Genomic DNA, 18,033 nt, shown 5'->3' on the forward strand with positions numbered 1-18,033 from the left:
GCTGTTGATGTTTGAGTGACTGCACTTCTGTGCTGACCAAGAGCTACTTCACCGAGACCGGAATCGCACGTTATGCGTTGTTAGACGTCAATAGCCGCTATTAGGGCTGTTTTTGCTTGGGGCCGGATAGGGGTGTTGGGCCTGCTTTTGCTGCTTTCGTCGGAGCAAAACCGCGCCCGTCTTCCTCGATAGCATCGGCGAACCCCTTGGCGTATAAAGGGCTTTGGGTGGGGATTGCTGCAGGTAACGTCATGACTGGAGCTTGGGACGATACGGCTGACGGACTGTCCTTCGGTCCCTTCACTCTGAGTGTGAGCCAGCGCCTCCTTGCCAGGGAAGGGGTCTCGATCGAACTGGGCGCGCGCGCCATGGACTTGCTGATCGCGCTGACCTCTGCTCCCAACAAACTTATCAGCAAGCAAGATCTGATTTCACGGGTCTGGCCAGATGTCATCGTCGAGGAAGGCAGCCTGCGCTTTCACATGACGGGTCTGAGGAAGGCGCTTGGCGACGGCCAGGACGGCGCGCGCTACATAACGACGATCGCGGGCCGAGGCTATTGTTTCGTGGCGCCGATCACCCGGCTGAGAGCTCCGCCGGAAACTCGGGCAGACGGCGATTTCCGTCATGCGATCCTTCCAGGCCGCCTTGATCGGATGGTCGGCCGGGAGGAAGATGTCCTGCGTCTGTCCGACAAGCTGATGAAGTCACGCATGGTCACCATCGTCGGCGTTGGCGGCGTCGGAAAGACCACGGTCGCCACTGCCGTGGCGCACCATGTCGCGCCAAGCTTCAACGGGGCTGTTTTGTTCGCCGACTATGGCATGCTGAGCGATTCCGGCCTGGTCGCGGCCGGTATCGCCTCGATGCTCGGGCTGCCGGTCGGATCGAACGATGTGCTTCCCAGCCTGCTTGCCTATCTGTGCGACAAGCAAATTCTGCTGGTCCTCGATACGTGCGAGCACCTGATAGACGCAATTGCGGATCTCGTGGCAAATATAATCGATGCCGCGCCGCATGTGTATCTCCTCGCCACAAGCCGCGAGGCCCTGAGGATCGAAGCCGAAAGCGTTTACAGGCTCGACACGCTCGCCTGCCCACCGGATGATCCGGAAATTTCGATGGAAGCGATTTTGTCGTTTCCCGCAATCCAGTTGTTCATGGAGCGGGCTGCGGCCAGCGGAGCATCTCTCGATGTCAGCGACCGCGATGTCCGCGTCGTCGCGAGCATCTGCCGAAAACTGGACGGCATGGCACTTGCCCTGGAATTGGCCGCGCGAAGGGTCGAGACCTATGGTCTGCTTGAGACCGCAAAGCTTCTCGATCGGCATCTGACATTGGGATGGACGGGATCCCGGACAGCACCACCGCGCCAGAAGACGCTGCAGGCCACTCTCGACTGGAGCTTCGGCCTTCTCACGGAGATGGAACGCGTCGTGCTTCGCAGGCTGGCGATCTTTGTCGGAGACTTCACGCTTGATGCGGCAATGGAGGTGTCCTCCACCCCGGATTTGAATCAGCTCGCCATCTTTGGCGCGATCGAAAGTCTTGTGGCAAAATCACTGCTTGCGACCCATCCGATCGGTGCGACGATGCGCTACCGGCTGCTGGACACGACACGTGCCTATGCACTTCAATCTCTGGCGGATGAGGACCGTGCCGGAGCGGCTGCGCGCCACGCTGTATACAATCAGCGTTGGCTGGAGCAATTCGGCTCTGATTGGCCGAGCTTGTCGACGGGTCATGAGCGGGTGCCGTATTTCATCAGCATAAACAACGCACGAGCAGCGTTGGAATGGTGTTTTGGGGAGAACGGCGATGTCGAGGTAGGCATCAGCCTGGCGGCTTCCGCAGTGCCCGTTTTCCAGGTGATGTCGCTTTTCCCCGAATGTCAGCGTTGGTCGGAGCAGGCGCTTCTCGCACTGGACGACGCCTCGCGGGGAAGCGTCGAGGAGATGCACCTTCAGGCCGGCCTGGGAATCTCCCTTATGTACATGCAAGGCGGCCGTGATACCTCGCAAGTTGCCCTCAATAGAGCGCTGCAGATCGCCGAGGAACGGGGCAATGCGCTCGATCAGTTGCGGATACTGGGGCCGTTGAACATGCTCAAGATGCGTACTGGCGACTTCAACGCCGCCCTTCGCTACGCAAGGCGTTGTTCGGAACTCGCTTCCACGATGACGGATGCTGCAACGCTCGAACTGGGGCATTTCTTTCTAGGGAATTCGCTGCATTTCACAGGCGATCTGGACGGAGCTCGCATCGAACTGGAGGCGGCGGTGAAGGGCGCGCCAGGGCCGCGGCGGACGCCGGCGAGCTATGTCGGGTTCGAAGGAAGGCACCTGGCGGGCGGGATTCTCGCGCGGAACCTGTGGCTACAGGGCAATCCTGCGCAAGCCGACATCCGTGCGCGTCAGACGATCCGTGACGCGGCGGCGCTCGATCATTCGCTGACCCTATGCATCGCATTGCTCGGGGGAATTGCCGTTTTCCTCTGGCGCGATGACCTTCGCAGCGCCGAGGAGCACATCGAATGGCTGATCTCGCGCGCCGGACTGCATTTCCTGTCGCCCTATGTCTCTGTTGCCAGAGGCTTCGAGGCAGAGGTCGCAATTCGCCGGGGCGAAGTGGAGCCAGGTCTGGAGACCTTGCGGCGATGTGTCGAAAAGCTTCATGCGGCGAACTACGAGGTATTCACGACCATGCTGGAGATCTCGATCGTCAAGGGGCTGGCGGCGATCGGCGAGATCGGGGAGGGCATGGCTCGGATCGACCGGACGATCGACCTCGTCGAGAAAAATGGAGACCTCTGCTACATGCCGGAATTGTTGCGCATGAGAGGAAATCTCCTTCTGTCAATGCTGGCGGCTTCGACCGATGGTGCAGAGACGTGCTTCATGCGCTCCCTTGAGTACAGCCGGAAAATTGGCGCCCGCGCATGGGAGCTGCGCGCTGCGACCGATCTCGCTGCGCTCTGGGTCGGCGACGGAAGGGCGCGCAACGCGCGGGCGCTGCTGCAGCCGGTGTTTCAACGATTTAGCGAGGGCTTGGACACTGCGGACCTGATGGCCGCAGAGCGGTTACTGGCAAAAACTGCATTGATCAGGCGCCAACCAAATACCGAATGAACTTCAACTGCAGTTCGATCTGTGGTGCCGTACTATTTCTCGGGGCTCATAGCGGCTGGTACCTTTCGGTCAACTTACACGCCAACACATCCATTCTCTTCGATTGTGCGAGAGGAGTTGATGCTATCTCAACATGAGTCCTCGGTTTCGATCAGAAAAGCCCCGCGAGACCTCGCTGTTGGCACGCAACCCAACCACCGCCAAAAGGCAGCTCGCGACTATTTTGACGTGACCGCAAGCTGACCGTGGGCACGGAGTGGGCCGCCCAACAGTGGCGCCACCTATACGAAGGTGTCGGCTATTCGACGCGTTCCTGGGGGCCCCCAGATGCGCTAAATGGAGGGGCACGAGCACGGAGTTTGATGGAAACTCTTGGCGCAAAGATACCACCTCGTCCAGTTGCTCGGATGTCAGCTTTTGAGGGGCGGCCATGATTAGTTCAACGGCCGAAATGCCGGCGCAGAGCGGCCATGCGCGTGCTGATCGCCCAACGGCAACTTCGGCCCCGAGAGCGGAAATTATTGCCGCTAGCCCTCTCATGTTGACTGATGCCCAAAGCCAGGGCACAAAGGTGGCACCCACGGTCGCTCGCGACAGGAAAACAGAGGGAATTTCAAGGCGATTCCAATAAGCCTTTGAAATCATGTGATAATCCAAGGTCCCCAGGCAAGCACAATTTACGCCTGTAGCGCCTCATTCTCCTCTGACGATCGTCTCCAAAAAATCTTCAGGTTTTACAGCCACATGATACCTTTTCCACGCCGGTAGCCGCAGCTTCGCGCTACTCCGATGTCGCAATCTACGGTCGCACAAAAATTGGCTGGGGACCCAATTTGTTAGGGGCAAATTCTTCCGCTTTGAGCCCAAGAGCTGTCGTCTGCAGCCCGGTCGGCGCTGGCTCGTTTCGACCCTTTAAGACCTTCCCGCGTAAAAGTTGACTGGAAAGTTCCGACCCCGATGCGGCCGTTCAGCCGGTCGTCGCATTACGATGTGCATTTTTTCAAAGGCTCGGCACTTGCGCTCAATCTTAATCCGATCGCCGACATGTGGTAGTGTGATATCTGGCTGAAACTCTGGGGACGCGCTCTGTGGAACGCCGCTTGACCGCGATTCTGGCCGTCGACATGGCAGGCTATAGCCGCCTCATGGAGCAAAATGAGGAAGATATCCTTACGCGTCAGAAGGTGCACCGCACGGAGTTGTTCGATCCGCAGATCGCAACTCGTGGAGGCCGCATCGTCAAGACCACGGGCGACGGGATGTTGGTCGAATTCGCTTCAGCACAGGATGCCGTCCGTTGCGCCATCAACATCCAAGTGGCTATGGCGGACCGTGAGGGAGCGTCACCGGAAGAACGCCGCATTCTCTACCGCCTCGGGATCAATCTCGGGGATGTCCTCTTCGAGGATGGAGATATCTTCGGCGATGGCGTCAACGTGGCTTCCCGCCTTGAGGGGCTGGCGAAGCCAGGCGGCATCTGCATCTCCGACATTGTACATCAAGCGGTCGCGGATAAGATCAAAGTGCCTTTTCGCGACATGGGCAACCAGCGGGTGAAGAATATCTCCCGCCCCATCCGTGTTTGGCAGTGGACACCCGACGCTTCGCTGCCTAGCCCGGAGCTTCCCAAAGCTGCGCAGCAACAACAGGTACAGTTCGCCACTGCCCCAGACGGAGTGCAGATCGCGTGGGCCAGCATTGGCCAAGGGATGCCGGTGCTGAAGGCACCGAATTGGCTGAACCATCTGGAGTATGAATGGCGCAGTCCAATCTGGCACCCATGGCTGGTCAGGTTGGCGAGGCTGTGCCGGCTGGTACGATTCGACCAGCGGGGAAATGGCCTATCGGACTGGGGCGTCGAAGCTGTATCCGAGGGGGCAATGACTGGCGACATGTCGACCGTCGCAGCCGCTGCTGGACTGAGCCGGTTCGCGCTTCTCGGCATTTCGCAAGGATGCTCATTCAGTGTCCGCTACGCCGTGGAGAATCCCGAGCAGGTGACCTGCCTCGTCCTCTTGGGCGGATTTCTTCGGGGTCGGCTCAAGCGGACGCAACCGGACCAAAAGCACCTTTATAAAGTCGGGACGATGATGATCCGCGACGGCTGGGGCTCGACCAATCCAGTCTTCAGGCACTTTTTTACAACAACCTTCATGCCCGACGCTCAGCCCGAGATAGCTGCGAATTTCGACGAACTTCAGCGCATTGCTACGAGTCCGGAAGCGGCGATGCGGATCTGGAAAATGAACAGCACGGTCGATGTGACGGAGTTGGCGAAGCAGGTCAATGTTCCGACGTTGGTCCTGCATTGCATCGGCGATCGCGTCGCGCCGATAGAGGAAGGGCGTCTCATGGCTACGCTTATTCCTAACGCGACCTTCGTTGAGCTTCCTGGAAACAATCATGTGCTCATGGAGGACACGGCTGCCTTCGAACAGTTCTTTGACGAGTACTCCAGGTTCCTGACAGCGTACAACCATTGAAATATGGCCGCTATGGGCGCGCAAAGCGGCTTTTCAGCGGTTTCGCTTCGAACTTCTGCTGTCCACCCGATTCAGACCTTAACACCCTGACGTGCGAGGTCCGCTTTGGGCTCCAAGAGCGGAAATTATTGCCGGTCCGGGCTGCCTGTTGACTGAAGCCCAAAGCCAGGGCACAAAGATGGCATCCACGGTCGCTCGCGACGGAAAAACATAGGGAATTCAAAGGCGATTTTTCTAAACCTTTGAAATCATGTGAGAATCCAAGGTCCCCAGGCAGGCACAATTTGCGCCTGTGAAGAGCACTTCTTTAAGGCGGACGACTTTGGAAAAAGCATCGGCTTTACAAGCATTTGAGCGCTGGCTCGTCGATCACGTTGGCGGAAGCGTGGTTCTCCCCGTTGCAATTTCCTATCGCATAAATTGCTGGCTGGGGACCCTACTTTGCGCGGAAGTTATTTTCCGCTCTGCGCCCAGTAGCCGCCGCAGCGCGTTGCAGAGTTAGCCGCTGTGACTGTTCACTCCTCGCCTTGAGGAGATTCGCACCGTTAGACCCGGACTCATCGAGACCATTCTGCGATTCACACACGGAACGGATCCACCAACACCTTGCACTGGGTTGTGCGTTTGCGCAGCGCCTCGAAGGCGTCAGGCAACCCGCCCAGCGACACTGTTTCGGAAATCAGGTTCTGCGGCGCGTAACGCCCCGAATCCAGCGCGTCGATCGCGGTTGTGAATTCATGCATGTTGAAGAATACCGACATGATGACAGTGACCTCCTTGGTGATCGCCCGGAAACTGTCCAGATGGTCGCGCACGGTGCAGAGCCCCAGCACGACGATCTTGCCGCGAGGCCGGACAAGGCTGATGCAATGATCGACGAGACCCGGCTTGCCGACACATTCGAAGACAATATCCGGCGGGCCACCGAGGGCCGCTTCGATATTCGCCGCCTGAGCCGGATCGGCGGCGATGAAGGCACTCGCCCCAAGTTCCATCGCGCGCGCTTCCTGGTAGTGATGAAGATCGGTCACCGCCACGCTACCCGCGCCGAGCCTGCGGGCCCAGAAGGCGACGGCAAGCCCGATGGCGCCTGCACCCATGATCAGCACTCGATCGCCCTGCCCCATGCCTGCTCGCATCAGCCCATGCAGCGCCACCGAGAGCGGCTCGGCCAGCGCTCCGTCGGCGGCTGAAATGCCCCATGGCAACTTGCGGCACTGCCGGCCGGCAACGGCGGAATATTGTGCATAGCCGCCGCCGATCAGCGCCATGCTGTCGCACCAGGCGGGCTCTCCCTTCAAACAGTTGGCACAATGGCCGCAGCCGCGATTGGGCGCGACCGTCACCTGGTCGCCGACCTTGAAGGCCCCGGCCTTCGAACCGACCTCGACTACTTCGCCGGAAAACTCATGACCGAGAATGTCGCCGGATTTGACGCCAAAGACCGGATCCTCTGTCATGTGAAGATCCGAGCCGCAAATGCCGCAGCGGCAGACCTTCAGTAGAAGATAATCTGTCTTCGGCTTGGGATCTTCCGCGTCCATGATCTTGAGCGGTGCGCCGAGCCGGTCGAAAACTGCGGCCTTCATGACGTCACTTCCTCTTGTCGTCGAATTGGGGGATCAGTTTGCGCCCGACCGGGAACCAAGGTGCATCGAAGATGCGGCAGTAGAATCCCCAGATACCGCTGCGCGCGTAGAGCGCCACGAACAGCGTGAGCATGCCGAGGACGACCATGTAGACCGCGCCGTACTGGCTGAAGTAGCGATCGGCAAAGAAGTAGATCAGGGCACCGATGATCGGGCCCTCGATCGAGCCGATGCCGCCGACCATGACGATGAAGATGCAGATCGATGCCCAATTCGGATCATAGCCGGATGACGGCGTGATCCTGAGCTGCGCCATGTAATAGATCGCACCTGCAAGGCCCGTGCCGACGGCCGATGCGACAAAGATCAGAAAACGCAGGCGCTTGACGTTGACGCCTTGGCTCTCGGCCGCCACCGGGTTGTCGCGCATGGCGGTCAGTGCCAGCCCGTGGCGTGAGCGAAGCAGCCAGTAGCTGCCACCAACGGTCACCAGCAGCATGATCACGCACAGTGTCACGATCGCCACCTCGCGCTGATGCAGGCTGTACTGGGCAAGCACACGAAGCGTGAGCCCCGACCCGGCATTGACGTAGTCGAGATTGCTGGTCAGCAGCCGCAGGGCCTCGGCCACCACCCAGGTGCCGATCGAAAAATACGGGCCGTCCAGCCGGTGCAGCAGGCCATAGGTCGGCACGGCGAGCAGGGCCGGCAGGATCAGGCAGAGCCCCACAGCGAGGAATGGGTTGACGCCGAAATTCGAGGCCAGGACGAACATGAAATAGGCCGAGGCGCCGATGAATGCCTGCTGGCCGACCGACACCAGGCCGGCATAGCCCGCGAGCAGGTTCCACATCTGCGCAATCGCGATCAGGCAGGAAAGCTCGATCGCCCAGCGGATGCTGCCCGATCCCGCCCACCATGGCATGGCGAGCATGGCGACGAGGGCGAGGACGGCGATTGCCTGGGCTGCCCTGCTCGATGTCGTATGCCGCTCAACGCGTGCCGAAGCCAAAACGCCCTCCGTCGGTTCACCGGTCGCGCTCTGCAATATCGTGTGGTTCATGACGGGTTACCTTTTCGAAATCAGGCCCTGCGGCCGGGTCGCGAGCACGAGCAGGAAGACCAGGTGGCCTGCCAGAATTCCCCAGCCGGGATCGAGGCGGAAGCCCACTGCCTGGGAAATGCCGAGCACCATCGATCCCAGGAAGGCGCCCCAGATCGAACCCATACCGCCGATGATGACGGCCTCGAAGGCGTAGAGCAGTTGGGCCGGACCGTCGGCAGGCGAAACGGTAGAGCGCAGCGACTGGAAGACGGCGGCAAATCCGAGGATCCCCACGGCGAGGGCAGTGGCCATGGCATAGACCTTGCGGGGATTGACACCGGTGATCGCCGCAGCCTCGGGATCGGCGGCGGACGCGCGCAGTGCCCGGCCAAACCGCGTATAGCGCAACGTGAGATCGATGCCTCCGGTGAGAAGCGTGGCGACCAGTAACACGATCAGCGGCAGGACACCGAGATAGAGTCCGGCTATGTTCACCGACGCCGCCTCGATGCCTCGTCCCGGAAGCGAACGCGTGTCGGCCGACCAGATCTGCAGCATCAGGTTCTGGAGCGCGATCGACAGACCGAATGTCGCGATCAGCGACGGCAGCGGATCGTCGCCGAGCACGCGATTGAGAACGAGGCGCTGCAGCAGCCAGCCCATGGCCGCAGCCATCGGGATCAGCAGGATCATCAGCGTGAACGGCCCGAAACCGAGGACGGCTGCGAGGGAGATGCCGATCAATGCAAGCAGGATGACGAGGTCGCCATGCGCGATATTGACGATGCGCATGACGCCGAACATGAGCGCCATGCCGAGCGCGTATTGGGCATACATGCCCCCCAGCAGAACCCCCTGGATGATTGCGTCAAGCCACTGCATGGTCAGCTCCGAAATAGGCCCGGGCTATGTCTTCACGCGCGACATCGGCGGAGTTTCCCGAAAGCGTGATCCGGCCTTCCAGAATGCAGTAGAGCCGGTTCGATGCCGCCAGCGCGCGCGACACGTCCTGTTCGACCAGGATCACCGCGGTCCCTGCCTTGGTGATGGCCGGCATGGAATCGTAGATCTCACCGATCACCTTGGGGGCCAGCCCGAGCGATATCTCGTCACAGAGCAGCACTTTCGGCTGGCTGAGCAGCGCGCGGCCGATAGCTACCATCTGCTGCTGGCCGCCGGACATCTTCTCGACTAGCCGCTTGCGCATGGAGGCGAGTGCCGGAAAGAGATCGAAGACGCGCTGCATGGTCCAGGTCGCAGCGCCATTTCCGGCGGCAGACTTGCGGCTGTGATCGACTGCGACAAGGAGATTGTCCTCGACCGTCATGCCGGCAAAGAGCTTGCGGCCCTCCGGCACCATGGCAAAGCCGTTCTGGACCATCTGATAAGGCGCGCTGCCGCCAACCGGTACGCCGGCGCAGCGGATCATCTTACGGTCGGTCGGCAAAAGCCCCATGATCGCCTTCAGCAGTGTCGATTTGCCGGCACCATTGGCGCCGATCAGGGCGACCACCTCACCGGGCATGATCTCGAAATCGACCGAAAAGAGCGCCTGGAAATCGCCGTATCCGGCGCAGAGTCCCTGTGTCGACAGGATCGGTTTTTCGGTTGTCATGCTTCAATTCCCATATAGACGCGGCGTACATTGGGATCGGCGATGACCTCCTGCGGCGTGCCCTCGGCGATCTTCTCCCCGAAATTCAACACCATCATCCGGTCCGCCGCGGCCATGATCGCGTTCAGCACATGCTCGATCCAGACCACCGTCACGTTGCGCCGGCGGACTGTCTTCACAAGATCGACCAGGACATGCGATTCATGCTCGGTCAGGCCACCGGCAATCTCGTCGAGCAGCAGCAGCTTCGGATCGCTCGCCATCGCACGTGCCATTTCCAGACGCTTGCGATCGAGCAGCGTCAGCGAACCCGCGACCTTGTTGGCCTTGTCGGCCAGCCCGCAATCGTCGAGGATCTGGGCGCAATGGTCATTCGCACTTCGTTCCGAGCGCGCGGCGCCGAACATCGCCGCCACCATGAGATTCTCGAATGTGGTCATGCCACCATAGGGCTTGGGAATCTGGTAGGTCCGGCCGATGCCGCGCTTGCACCGCTTGTAGGGCGGCTCATGCTGCAGGATGGCGCCGGCGAACAGGAGTTCGCCGGCGTCCAGTTTTAGGTCGCCGCTGATCAGGTTGAAGAGCGTCGTCTTGCCCGCACCATTCGGCCCCAGGATACCCAGAACCTCGTTGGTGCGCACCTCGAAGCCGACATCGTTGATAACACGAATAGCGCCAAAGGATTTGGACAGGCCCTCTGCTTTGAGGAGCACTTGGTCATGCATGGCGGTGTCGGCCATTTCGATCAGGACCAGTTGAGCTGTGACAGTTTCTGCTCCGGTGCGATCAGCTTGGAGACAGCGTTGTCGACGATCTTGAGGTCATAGGGATATTTCGTGCCCTTCACCCATTGGCCCCCGAAGATCGGCGTCTTGCAGATGTTCGGGTGCGGACCATCGCCGAACTTGATCGGTCCGACAAGCGTATTCAGGTTGGTGGCCTTTGCCGCATCGCGGATCGCTGCCCGGTCACGCGGATCTTCGGCGCGCTTGAGTGTATCGATCACCACTTCCCAGAGCGCATGGGCATAGCCGAGCGGCTGAACCCACTGCTTGTTCTGCGAGCTTTCCCATTCGCCGGCGATGTCGGCACTGGTCTGGCCTGTGAGCGAGGACTTGAATGTGAAGGCCGGTGTCCACCAGACTTCCGTCGACATGCCTTCGCCGAGCGGCCCCATGGCGGCTACGCCCGAGGGGAAGAGCAGTGCAGCGGCAACCGTCACCACTTTGGGCTTGTAGTTCTGCTGGCTGCATTGGGTGATGAAAGTCTTTAGGTCGGACGGATAGGTGATGCCGCCGATGATATCGCATTCCTGCGCCTTGTATTCGGCGATCTGGGCCGAGAAATCGTTGGTGCGCGGCTGGAACATCGACGGGATCACCGTCGTGAAACCCTCCTTCTGTACGGTCGGCGGCAAGCCGTAGTCGTTATTGCCCCAGGTTTCGCCGTCGGCATTGCGCGGAAACAGCATTCCGACCTTCTTGTTGGTCTCGACCGACTTCCAGAGGCCGACGAAGGTGGCCAGCGCATCCTCGAGGCCCCAGAAGAAATGGTAGTTCCACTCGAACGGCTTTTCGGCGCCGCCGCGCGGCATCACGAAAGCCTGCCAGGGTGCCGCCGTCGATATAGAGGGGCAGCCATAGAGTTCGGCCTGGTCCGCCACCGGATTGTTGATGTCCGTGGTCGAGGCCGGAATGATCAGGTGCACCTCGTCGTTGAGGATCAGGTTTCCGGCGATTTCGGCCGCCTTGTTGGGGTTGGACTGCGCGTCGTGGGGAATGATCTCGATATTATATTTCTTCCCCTTGTTCTCAATGCCGCCAGCGAGCAAAGCACGCATCTTGTCGAGCGTGTAGCTGTCGGCCTCGCCGAAGGGCGCCAGCGGTCCGGTCATCGGCGAGACGAAACCGATCTTGATCGTGTCGGTCGTGTTCGCCCGCAGGACATTGGGCATGGCGAGCGTGGCGGCGGCGGCACCCATCAACTTGAGGGCCGTGCGGCGGCTGATACCGCCTTTCAGGAATTCGATGCTGCTCATTGTGTTCTCCTCCTCTTGGTTGGTCGATTACGCCGGCGGGCTGCCTCCCGCAGCCCGCCGCGTAAATTGAATGGCGTCTTCAGCGGGCCTGAGCACCAGGCCTCCGTCGATGACGATATGCGAACCTGTGACGTAGGATGACGCGGGAGATGCCAGGTACAGCGCCAGTCCCTTGATCTCTGAGGCTTCGGCCACCCTGCCGAGGGCCGACCACATACTGAACGCCTTGCGGTCCTCCTCGAACCGCATGCGGCCGCCGGCAATGTTGGTGATGAAGGGACCGGGCGCGATAGCATTGACGAGGATATTGTGGCGGCCGAGTTCCATCGCCGCCTGGCGGACGAGATGGGCGACGCCCGCCTTGGCCGGCATGTAGGGCGTGCCGACGATGCCGTCATTGTAAAGGGCGGCGATGGAGGATGTCGCGATGATCCTGCCGCCGCCGGTGCGCTTCATATGGCGGGCTGCGAGCTTGATCGTGTTGTAGACACTCGTGAGATTGGTGGCGATTACCTTGTCCCAGTGGCTGTCGTTGAGATTGTCGATCTCGCCGTCGGGATTGCGGTTGCCTTCCGGGGTGAGGAAGCCAGGGCCGGCATCGATACCGGCATTGGCGAACACCACGTCGATCCTGCCATGTCGTTCAGCCACGCGATCGAAAGCAGCCGACAGGGCCGGGCGGTCGGTGACGTCCACCCGCAGGCCCCAGACATCGGCATTGCCCCGCGAGAGTTCCTCGACCGTGCGGTCGAGTTCGTCCTGGCTCATATCGAAAATGCAAACGCGTGCGCCTCCATCGGCCAGCACTTCCGCATAGGCGCGGCCAAGACCCGAGGCACCACCCGTCACGATCGCCGACTTGCCCGATACATCGAACATTTCCTGAAGCGACATGCTTCCTCCCGATGCTGCTATTCTGAGGGGTTCCACGACGGATCAGATAAACATCTGCTCGTTGATCTTGAGGTCTTTTTCCCGGCAGTAATTGGTGTAGTGTTCGATGAACCAGAACACGTCCGCCGTGAAAGCAAACTTGGCGTCGTCGTCGTAGAACTCGATGGGGCCGTTGATCCAGAACAGCGCCTTCATGCCGTTTGGGTCGTCGGAATAGAGCGTGTGCGCCGAGCCCGGCAGTTCGTAGACGAAATCGCCCGGACGCGCCGTCCAGTCATATTCGTAATAGCCCCACGATCCCTCGAGCGTCACTGCCGAGACTACACCGCGATGCTTGTGGGTGCCGATCCTGCCGCCGCCCTTGACCCAGAGGATATTGGCGACGGAATTGGTGCGCACGTCGAAACAGAGATGCTTGATCGCCGCGGAATCGCCGAACGGTACCCACGGCGTCGAGGCATCGTCGCCCGGAATATGGGCACCCTCACGGGCAAAACGGCGGATGGCCTCCTCATAGGGCTCTTCGGGCAGCTTGATGATCTTGGGGCGTTCGTTCATGGAAATCTCCTCCAAAATTTTCCATCCGGTCACTGCGTCGAAGCTTAAGAAGCGACGAAAAATCCCGTCAAATTTTTTCTTTCGATGAATTGGATCACCGCGCATTTTCGATGAAAGCCATTGTAATAATGGCAAAAAATCAACACGCAGCGAAAAGGATATCGCATCGCCAGAGAACAATGCCGCGCCGCACAAGTTATGAAATGATAAACTCCTTGCTCAAATCATAAAGTGAACCATGATGAAGCCATATGCGCGTCGGGGCGGGAGGAGCCTGCGGAACTTTGACGCGAGCCACTTCGGGAGGGTGCGTCTCATGAGACTGGCTGTAAATCAGGAGTCACTGCTTGATCGAGGCGGCAACCCAACGATCCGGGAATTTCTGAGCAAGCTCATCTACAATCCGGTCGATGGCACGATCAAACTCAACGAGCGACGCCTCATCATGCAAAGGGCAACCACGCGCGGCGCGTTGCGGGACGAACTGATCCGGCAGTATGGTCGGGACGATGCCTTCATCATCCTCACTCGCCTCGGCTATCTCGCAGGCCAGGAAGATGCCGAGTTCATTCGACAGGCTTGGCCGGCACTCGATCTGGGGGACGCGTTTACGGCCGGAACCAGGCTCCACGTGCTCAAGGGCGAGGTTCGTGTGGAGACCGTCCACAACGACTTCGACTTCAAGAAGGGCAAGTTCTCCGCGGAATTCTTCTGGAACGACAGCGTCGAAGCCACGGAATATCTGGACAGGCACGATATCGCCCATGAATCCATGTGCTGGACGCAGGTGGGCTATGCCGCGGGTTATGCTTCCTACTTTTTCGGCAAGCTGATCGTCTACAAGGAGGTCCAATGCATCGCACGTGGCGATAAGCGCTGCCGGGTGGTCGGTCGTCCGGCGGAAGCCTGGGACAAGGACGATGAGGCGGTCCGGCTCTACCGCCGCCACATACTGGCCGAAGGCAAGCCGTCCGTGCTCCAGCCGCAGTCGATGCGGACGATGGCGCAGCAGCGGGAAGTGGTCGGAGACGCAGGCCTCCATGTCGAGGATCCGGTTGCCACCATCCTGCTCGAGCCGGTGCGGCAGCGTCTGGATCAGATCGCCCAGTTCGTCGACATCCCCGTTCTGATAACCGGCCCTTGCGGCAGCGGAAAATGCGTGGCCGCACGCCATATCCACGACGCGGCTCATGGCCCCACCGCGTCGTTCGAGCGCTTCTCCTGTTCCGCGATCACCGACGGCAACCTGTACGACGTGATCGGTGGCCAACAGCGCCGCGGCCGCAAGCCGGCGCGAAGCGAGGAAACCGCAACAACCATTGTGCTGGAAGACATCGAAAGGCTGGGCGACACGGCCCAGCGTCAAATCACCAGAATGCTCTCAGATGGAACAGCAGGATCGGACGACACGCTGCGCCCGAGACTTATCGTAACCTCGATGCTCTCGCCTCATGAATTGGCAGGCCTGCCGCATCTCCGCAAGGATCTGTTCTATCAGTTCATGGCTCTGCCCGTCGCCATGCCCGCGCTTTCAAGTCGGCCCCGCGACATCGCCCGTCTGGCTGGCGCTATTCTCGGGCGTTTGGCGACGGTATATGGCAAATCCGCACCCTCGCTGGCAGAAGACGCCACAGCATGGATCGCCACGCTTCCGTTGCCTGGTAACTTGCTCGAGCTCGAGGCATTGATGCGTGGCGCAATCTTGTCCGCGAACAAAAATCTCGTGACGGCATCGACGCTGGAAACCGTGGTCCAACGAATGGGAATTCTGCCGTCACAGGCTCGGGTGCAACACGATGCCCTTACGGCTGCTTTGGAGCGGGAGTTGGAGCAAGGCAGCTTCGCCATCGACGATTTCAACCGGCAGATCTATCAGATGACCATCAGGCGCGCGCAAGGCAACGTTGCACTGGCCGCCCGCATGCTCGGCCTAAGCCGCGCGCAGTTCGCCTATCGGCTTAGCCAGATCAGCAACGCAGGGAGACGTTGATCGCATCTCTGATCGACGGCACCGGACCCGGCGCGCACGTACAGCGTAAGTCGCCAAAGCGAAGAACGAATATCATTCGCCGCTAAAATAGGTGTGCGCTTCATTCATTTGCCCTGCTCCCGGCCTTTAGGGTCTTGGAATAAGCCAATTTCGCCATAGGTTCTCGTCGCATCTTGGCTCATCCCGTCGAGGGCCTCGGTCACGGCAGGGAAGTCGGGCGCTGACAGCGCCAGATGGTCCGGCAGCCGATCAAGGCCAAGCGCGGCGATGAGTTCGTATGAGGTCTCAGAGGCGGCGGTAGGAATTCCGAACAGAACAGCCGAAGCTACGCACCTGCCCCGGCGCATCCTCAAAGTCACTGCCAGTGGCCGCATCCCACCCGATTCGGACCTTAACACCCTGACGTGCGAGGTCCGCTTTAGGCCAGCCCCAAGAGCGGAAATTATTACCGTTTTGCACACCGGTTGACTGAGGCCCAAAGCCAGGGCACAAAGGTGGCATCGACGGTCGCTCGCGACGGAAAAACATCGGGAATTCAAAGGCATTTTTTCTAAGTCTTTGAAATCATGTGATAATCAATGTTCCCCAGGCAGGCGCAATTTAGGACTGTAACGCTCTTTTCCGGACGGACTCAAAAATTCTGTAATTTTTACAGCTATTTACTCACATTTTCACCCCAATACTAACCGCGTCGCGCTTCTCGCTGTTGCAATCTACGATCGCACAAAATGTTGGCTAGGGACCCTGTTTTGAACAGTAGCAACCGCTTCCGCTTCCGCTTCCCGCCACATGCGGCCTCCCAGCTCCTATGCAATTAGCGGAACAGCAACACGACGTTTTCGGAGTTTGAGTTCGCGATTTGCAGCGATTGAATACCAAGTTGCTCCTGCGTCTGTAGCGCCTTTAGCCGGGTGGATGCCTCGTTCATATCTGCATCGACTAGGCGTCCGATGCTTTTGTCGAGGCTGAACATGAGTTTGCTGGTAAAGGCGGACTGCATATCTATGCGATTCTGGAACGCACCGAGGGTCGCGGCTCCCTCGATTATCCTCTCGGTGGCGATCTCGATGTAGTCGATGTAGGTCGAGAGCTTATCCGGGTTTGTCGCGATATCGATTGCCAAGAAATTTATCGTCGGGATCGGCTCGATATTGACACGAATGCTGTCGAACTCGATACGCGTTCCACTTCCCCATTTGCGATCCGTTGCCGGGTCCGACTTCATCATGATTGTGCTAGGAGATGTCGCCTCAATGATGAGGTCAGGCCAGTCGGCGTCGATCAACGAGTGAAGTAGGATCGCCATTTCCTCGGCCGTTTCGACCTTACCGCTATCTTTTCCCAGTAGCTCGTTCACATAGGTGCGATTGAAGGAATGGCTGGTTGCCGGGCCGCCATTGACCGAAAAGGTAAAGTTTATCTCCACGCCATCGAGATTCTCGCCGTCCTCATGGACAATGAAATCCTCGAAATACAGCTCCATACCCGAACCTCTGGACCCGAAGTCGAAAGATTCTTTAAGGCCGCCGGCGCTTACGCCGACGCTGCTGAGATTGGCTATCTCGACGTACGACCCGTCGCCGTGGGCCTGGAGCGTCTGGATGCTCATCATTTTGGGATTGTGGATCCAGCTGCCGGAACCGGGCGGAACATAATGACCATAGTTGGCAGAGACGTACGCGCCCTCTACATTCAGCACGGAATTAAGAACCGCCGCAAACTCCGTGTTCGTCGTTATAACTCCGCCAAGGCTTGGATCGAAAGCGTCCACATCCGCCTTGGTGATAGTGATCGGCTTGGGATATCCCAAGTAGTATGGCCCCGGCAGTTCTTCCAATTCTGCAGCAGTACCGCTGTAGTTGTTGGGATTCGACGCTTCCTTATCCAGAATGATATCGAAGCTGATCTGCGCGCCGGGCACAGTGAAGTCCAGCGGCGACCCTACAGGGAAATCGTCCAAGTAGAAGATGCCCGGACCGCCTGCGCTGCCTTCGGGAAGCATCCAACCTGAACCATGGCTGCCGTCATACACAGTTGAGTCCGATATAAGAGGCTCGTCAGAGCTGAACCGTCGCATGCCGCCAAGTGTCTCAAGGTCTCGCGCGTCCGCCTGCAGCAGTCCTCCGCCCGTGCTATTGAAGAGCGAAACAGCCGAGAGGTGAAAATCCATGGCGCGGACAGCGACACCTCCCGATGCCGCGCGCACGAATGCGGATGCGCTGGAGGCCTTGTTGAGATCGAAATCGTATATGTTGGCTATGTCGGTGTTCAGCCAGTTCTCGCCGCTGAAGCTGGCCGAGTGGGCCATGCTTTGAACCTCCCGCTTGAGCTGTTCCAGCTCCTTCTGGATTTTTCCTTTGTCTACCCCGCCCTCCCTTGCCATCACCAATCTGGACTTGAATTCACCGAGTACATCGATGACGGCATCCAGAGCTGCATAGGCGGTATCGGCTTTTGCCGCGGCAAAGCTGAGCGCGTCCGCGACGGCCGAAATCGCCATACTGTCAGACCGCATCGTTGTCGAAATCGACCAGTACGCGGCATTGTCGCTGGCTGTCTGTATTCTCGAGCCGGAGCTCACCTGGCCCTGGGTGGTAGCGATGCTGGAGCCGATAGATCGTAGAGTCTGGAGCGCAGAAATTGCACCCGCATTGTTAAGAATACTGGTCATATTAGATCTTCTTAAAATTGAT

General features: G+C 59.4%; 12 protein-coding genes. 3 read left to right on the top strand and 9 right to left on the bottom strand.

Annotation, left to right across the window (positions count from 1 at the left end):
• Window positions 1–251 precede the first annotated feature (251 nt).
• Together ACSQ2W_RS19625 and ACSQ2W_RS19630 are read left to right on the top strand one after the other, a co-directional pair.
• A complete protein-coding gene (locus ACSQ2W_RS19625; RefSeq protein ID WP_436087932.1) occupies window positions 252–3,128 on the top strand; it encodes an ATP-binding protein in 2,877 nt (958 codons plus the stop codon).
• A gap of 1,100 nt (window positions 3,129–4,228) precedes the next feature.
• Window positions 4,229–5,611: an alpha/beta fold hydrolase gene (locus tag ACSQ2W_RS19630; protein ID WP_436087933.1), complete on the top strand. Its 1,383-nt coding sequence runs from the start codon at window positions 4,229–4,231 to the stop codon at window positions 5,609–5,611.
• Between the two features lie 578 nt (window positions 5,612–6,189).
• Here the strand turns inward: ACSQ2W_RS19630 and ACSQ2W_RS19635 are convergent.
• Genes ACSQ2W_RS19635 through ACSQ2W_RS19670 form a run of 8 tightly spaced genes read right to left on the bottom strand, consistent with a single transcriptional unit; the run spans window position 6,190 to window position 13,350 of the window.
• A complete protein-coding gene (locus ACSQ2W_RS19635; protein ID WP_436087934.1) occupies window positions 6,190–7,200 on the bottom strand; it encodes an alcohol dehydrogenase catalytic domain-containing protein in 1,011 nt (336 codons plus the stop codon).
• Window positions 7,201–7,204: 4 nt separating this feature from the next.
• The gene (locus ACSQ2W_RS19640; RefSeq protein ID WP_436087935.1) at window positions 7,205–8,263 is read right to left on the bottom strand and encodes a branched-chain amino acid ABC transporter permease; all 1,059 of its coding nucleotides are present in this window, start codon (window positions 8,261–8,263) and stop codon (window positions 7,205–7,207) included.
• 6 nt (window positions 8,264–8,269) lie between these two features.
• A complete protein-coding gene (locus ACSQ2W_RS19645) occupies window positions 8,270–9,127 on the bottom strand; it encodes a branched-chain amino acid ABC transporter permease (RefSeq protein ID WP_436087936.1) in 858 nt (285 codons plus the stop codon).
• Window positions 9,114–9,860: an ABC transporter ATP-binding protein gene (locus tag ACSQ2W_RS19650; RefSeq protein ID WP_436087937.1), complete on the bottom strand. Its 747-nt coding sequence runs from the start codon at window positions 9,858–9,860 to the stop codon at window positions 9,114–9,116. The genes ACSQ2W_RS19645 and ACSQ2W_RS19650 overlap by 14 nt, the downstream gene beginning before the upstream one ends.
• Window positions 9,857–10,585, bottom strand: coding sequence for an ABC transporter ATP-binding protein (locus ACSQ2W_RS19655; RefSeq protein ID WP_436087938.1), 729 nt, complete (start codon window positions 10,583–10,585; stop codon window positions 9,857–9,859). The genes ACSQ2W_RS19650 and ACSQ2W_RS19655 overlap by 4 nt, the downstream gene beginning before the upstream one ends.
• A 20-nt stretch (window positions 10,586–10,605) precedes the next feature.
• Window positions 10,606–11,898: an ABC transporter substrate-binding protein gene (locus ACSQ2W_RS19660; protein WP_436087939.1), complete on the bottom strand. Its 1,293-nt coding sequence runs from the start codon at window positions 11,896–11,898 to the stop codon at window positions 10,606–10,608.
• A gap of 27 nt (window positions 11,899–11,925) precedes the next feature.
• Window positions 11,926–12,792 (bottom strand): SDR family NAD(P)-dependent oxidoreductase, encoded by an 867-nt coding sequence (locus tag ACSQ2W_RS19665; protein ID WP_436087940.1) that lies wholly within the window; start codon window positions 12,790–12,792, stop codon window positions 11,926–11,928.
• A 42-nt stretch (window positions 12,793–12,834) separates the two neighbouring features.
• A complete protein-coding gene (locus tag ACSQ2W_RS19670; protein WP_436087941.1) occupies window positions 12,835–13,350 on the bottom strand; it encodes a 2,4'-dihydroxyacetophenone dioxygenase family protein in 516 nt (171 codons plus the stop codon).
• 241 nt (window positions 13,351–13,591) lie between these two features.
• On the opposite strand from ACSQ2W_RS19670, the gene ACSQ2W_RS19675 reads away from it, so the two are divergent.
• A complete protein-coding gene (locus ACSQ2W_RS19675) occupies window positions 13,592–15,340 on the top strand; it encodes a XylR N-terminal domain-containing protein (protein ID WP_436087942.1) in 1,749 nt (582 codons plus the stop codon).
• An 814-nt stretch (window positions 15,341–16,154) separates the two neighbouring features.
• Here the strand turns inward: ACSQ2W_RS19675 and ACSQ2W_RS19680 are convergent.
• Window positions 16,155–18,011: a flagellin gene (locus ACSQ2W_RS19680; protein ID WP_436087943.1), complete on the bottom strand. Its 1,857-nt coding sequence runs from the start codon at window positions 18,009–18,011 to the stop codon at window positions 16,155–16,157.
• Window positions 18,012–18,033 lie beyond the last annotated feature (22 nt).

The organism is Pararhizobium sp. LjRoot255 (assembly GCF_964252905.1).
In the GTDB taxonomy this organism is placed as follows: Bacteria; Pseudomonadota; Alphaproteobacteria; order Rhizobiales; family Rhizobiaceae; genus Pararhizobium.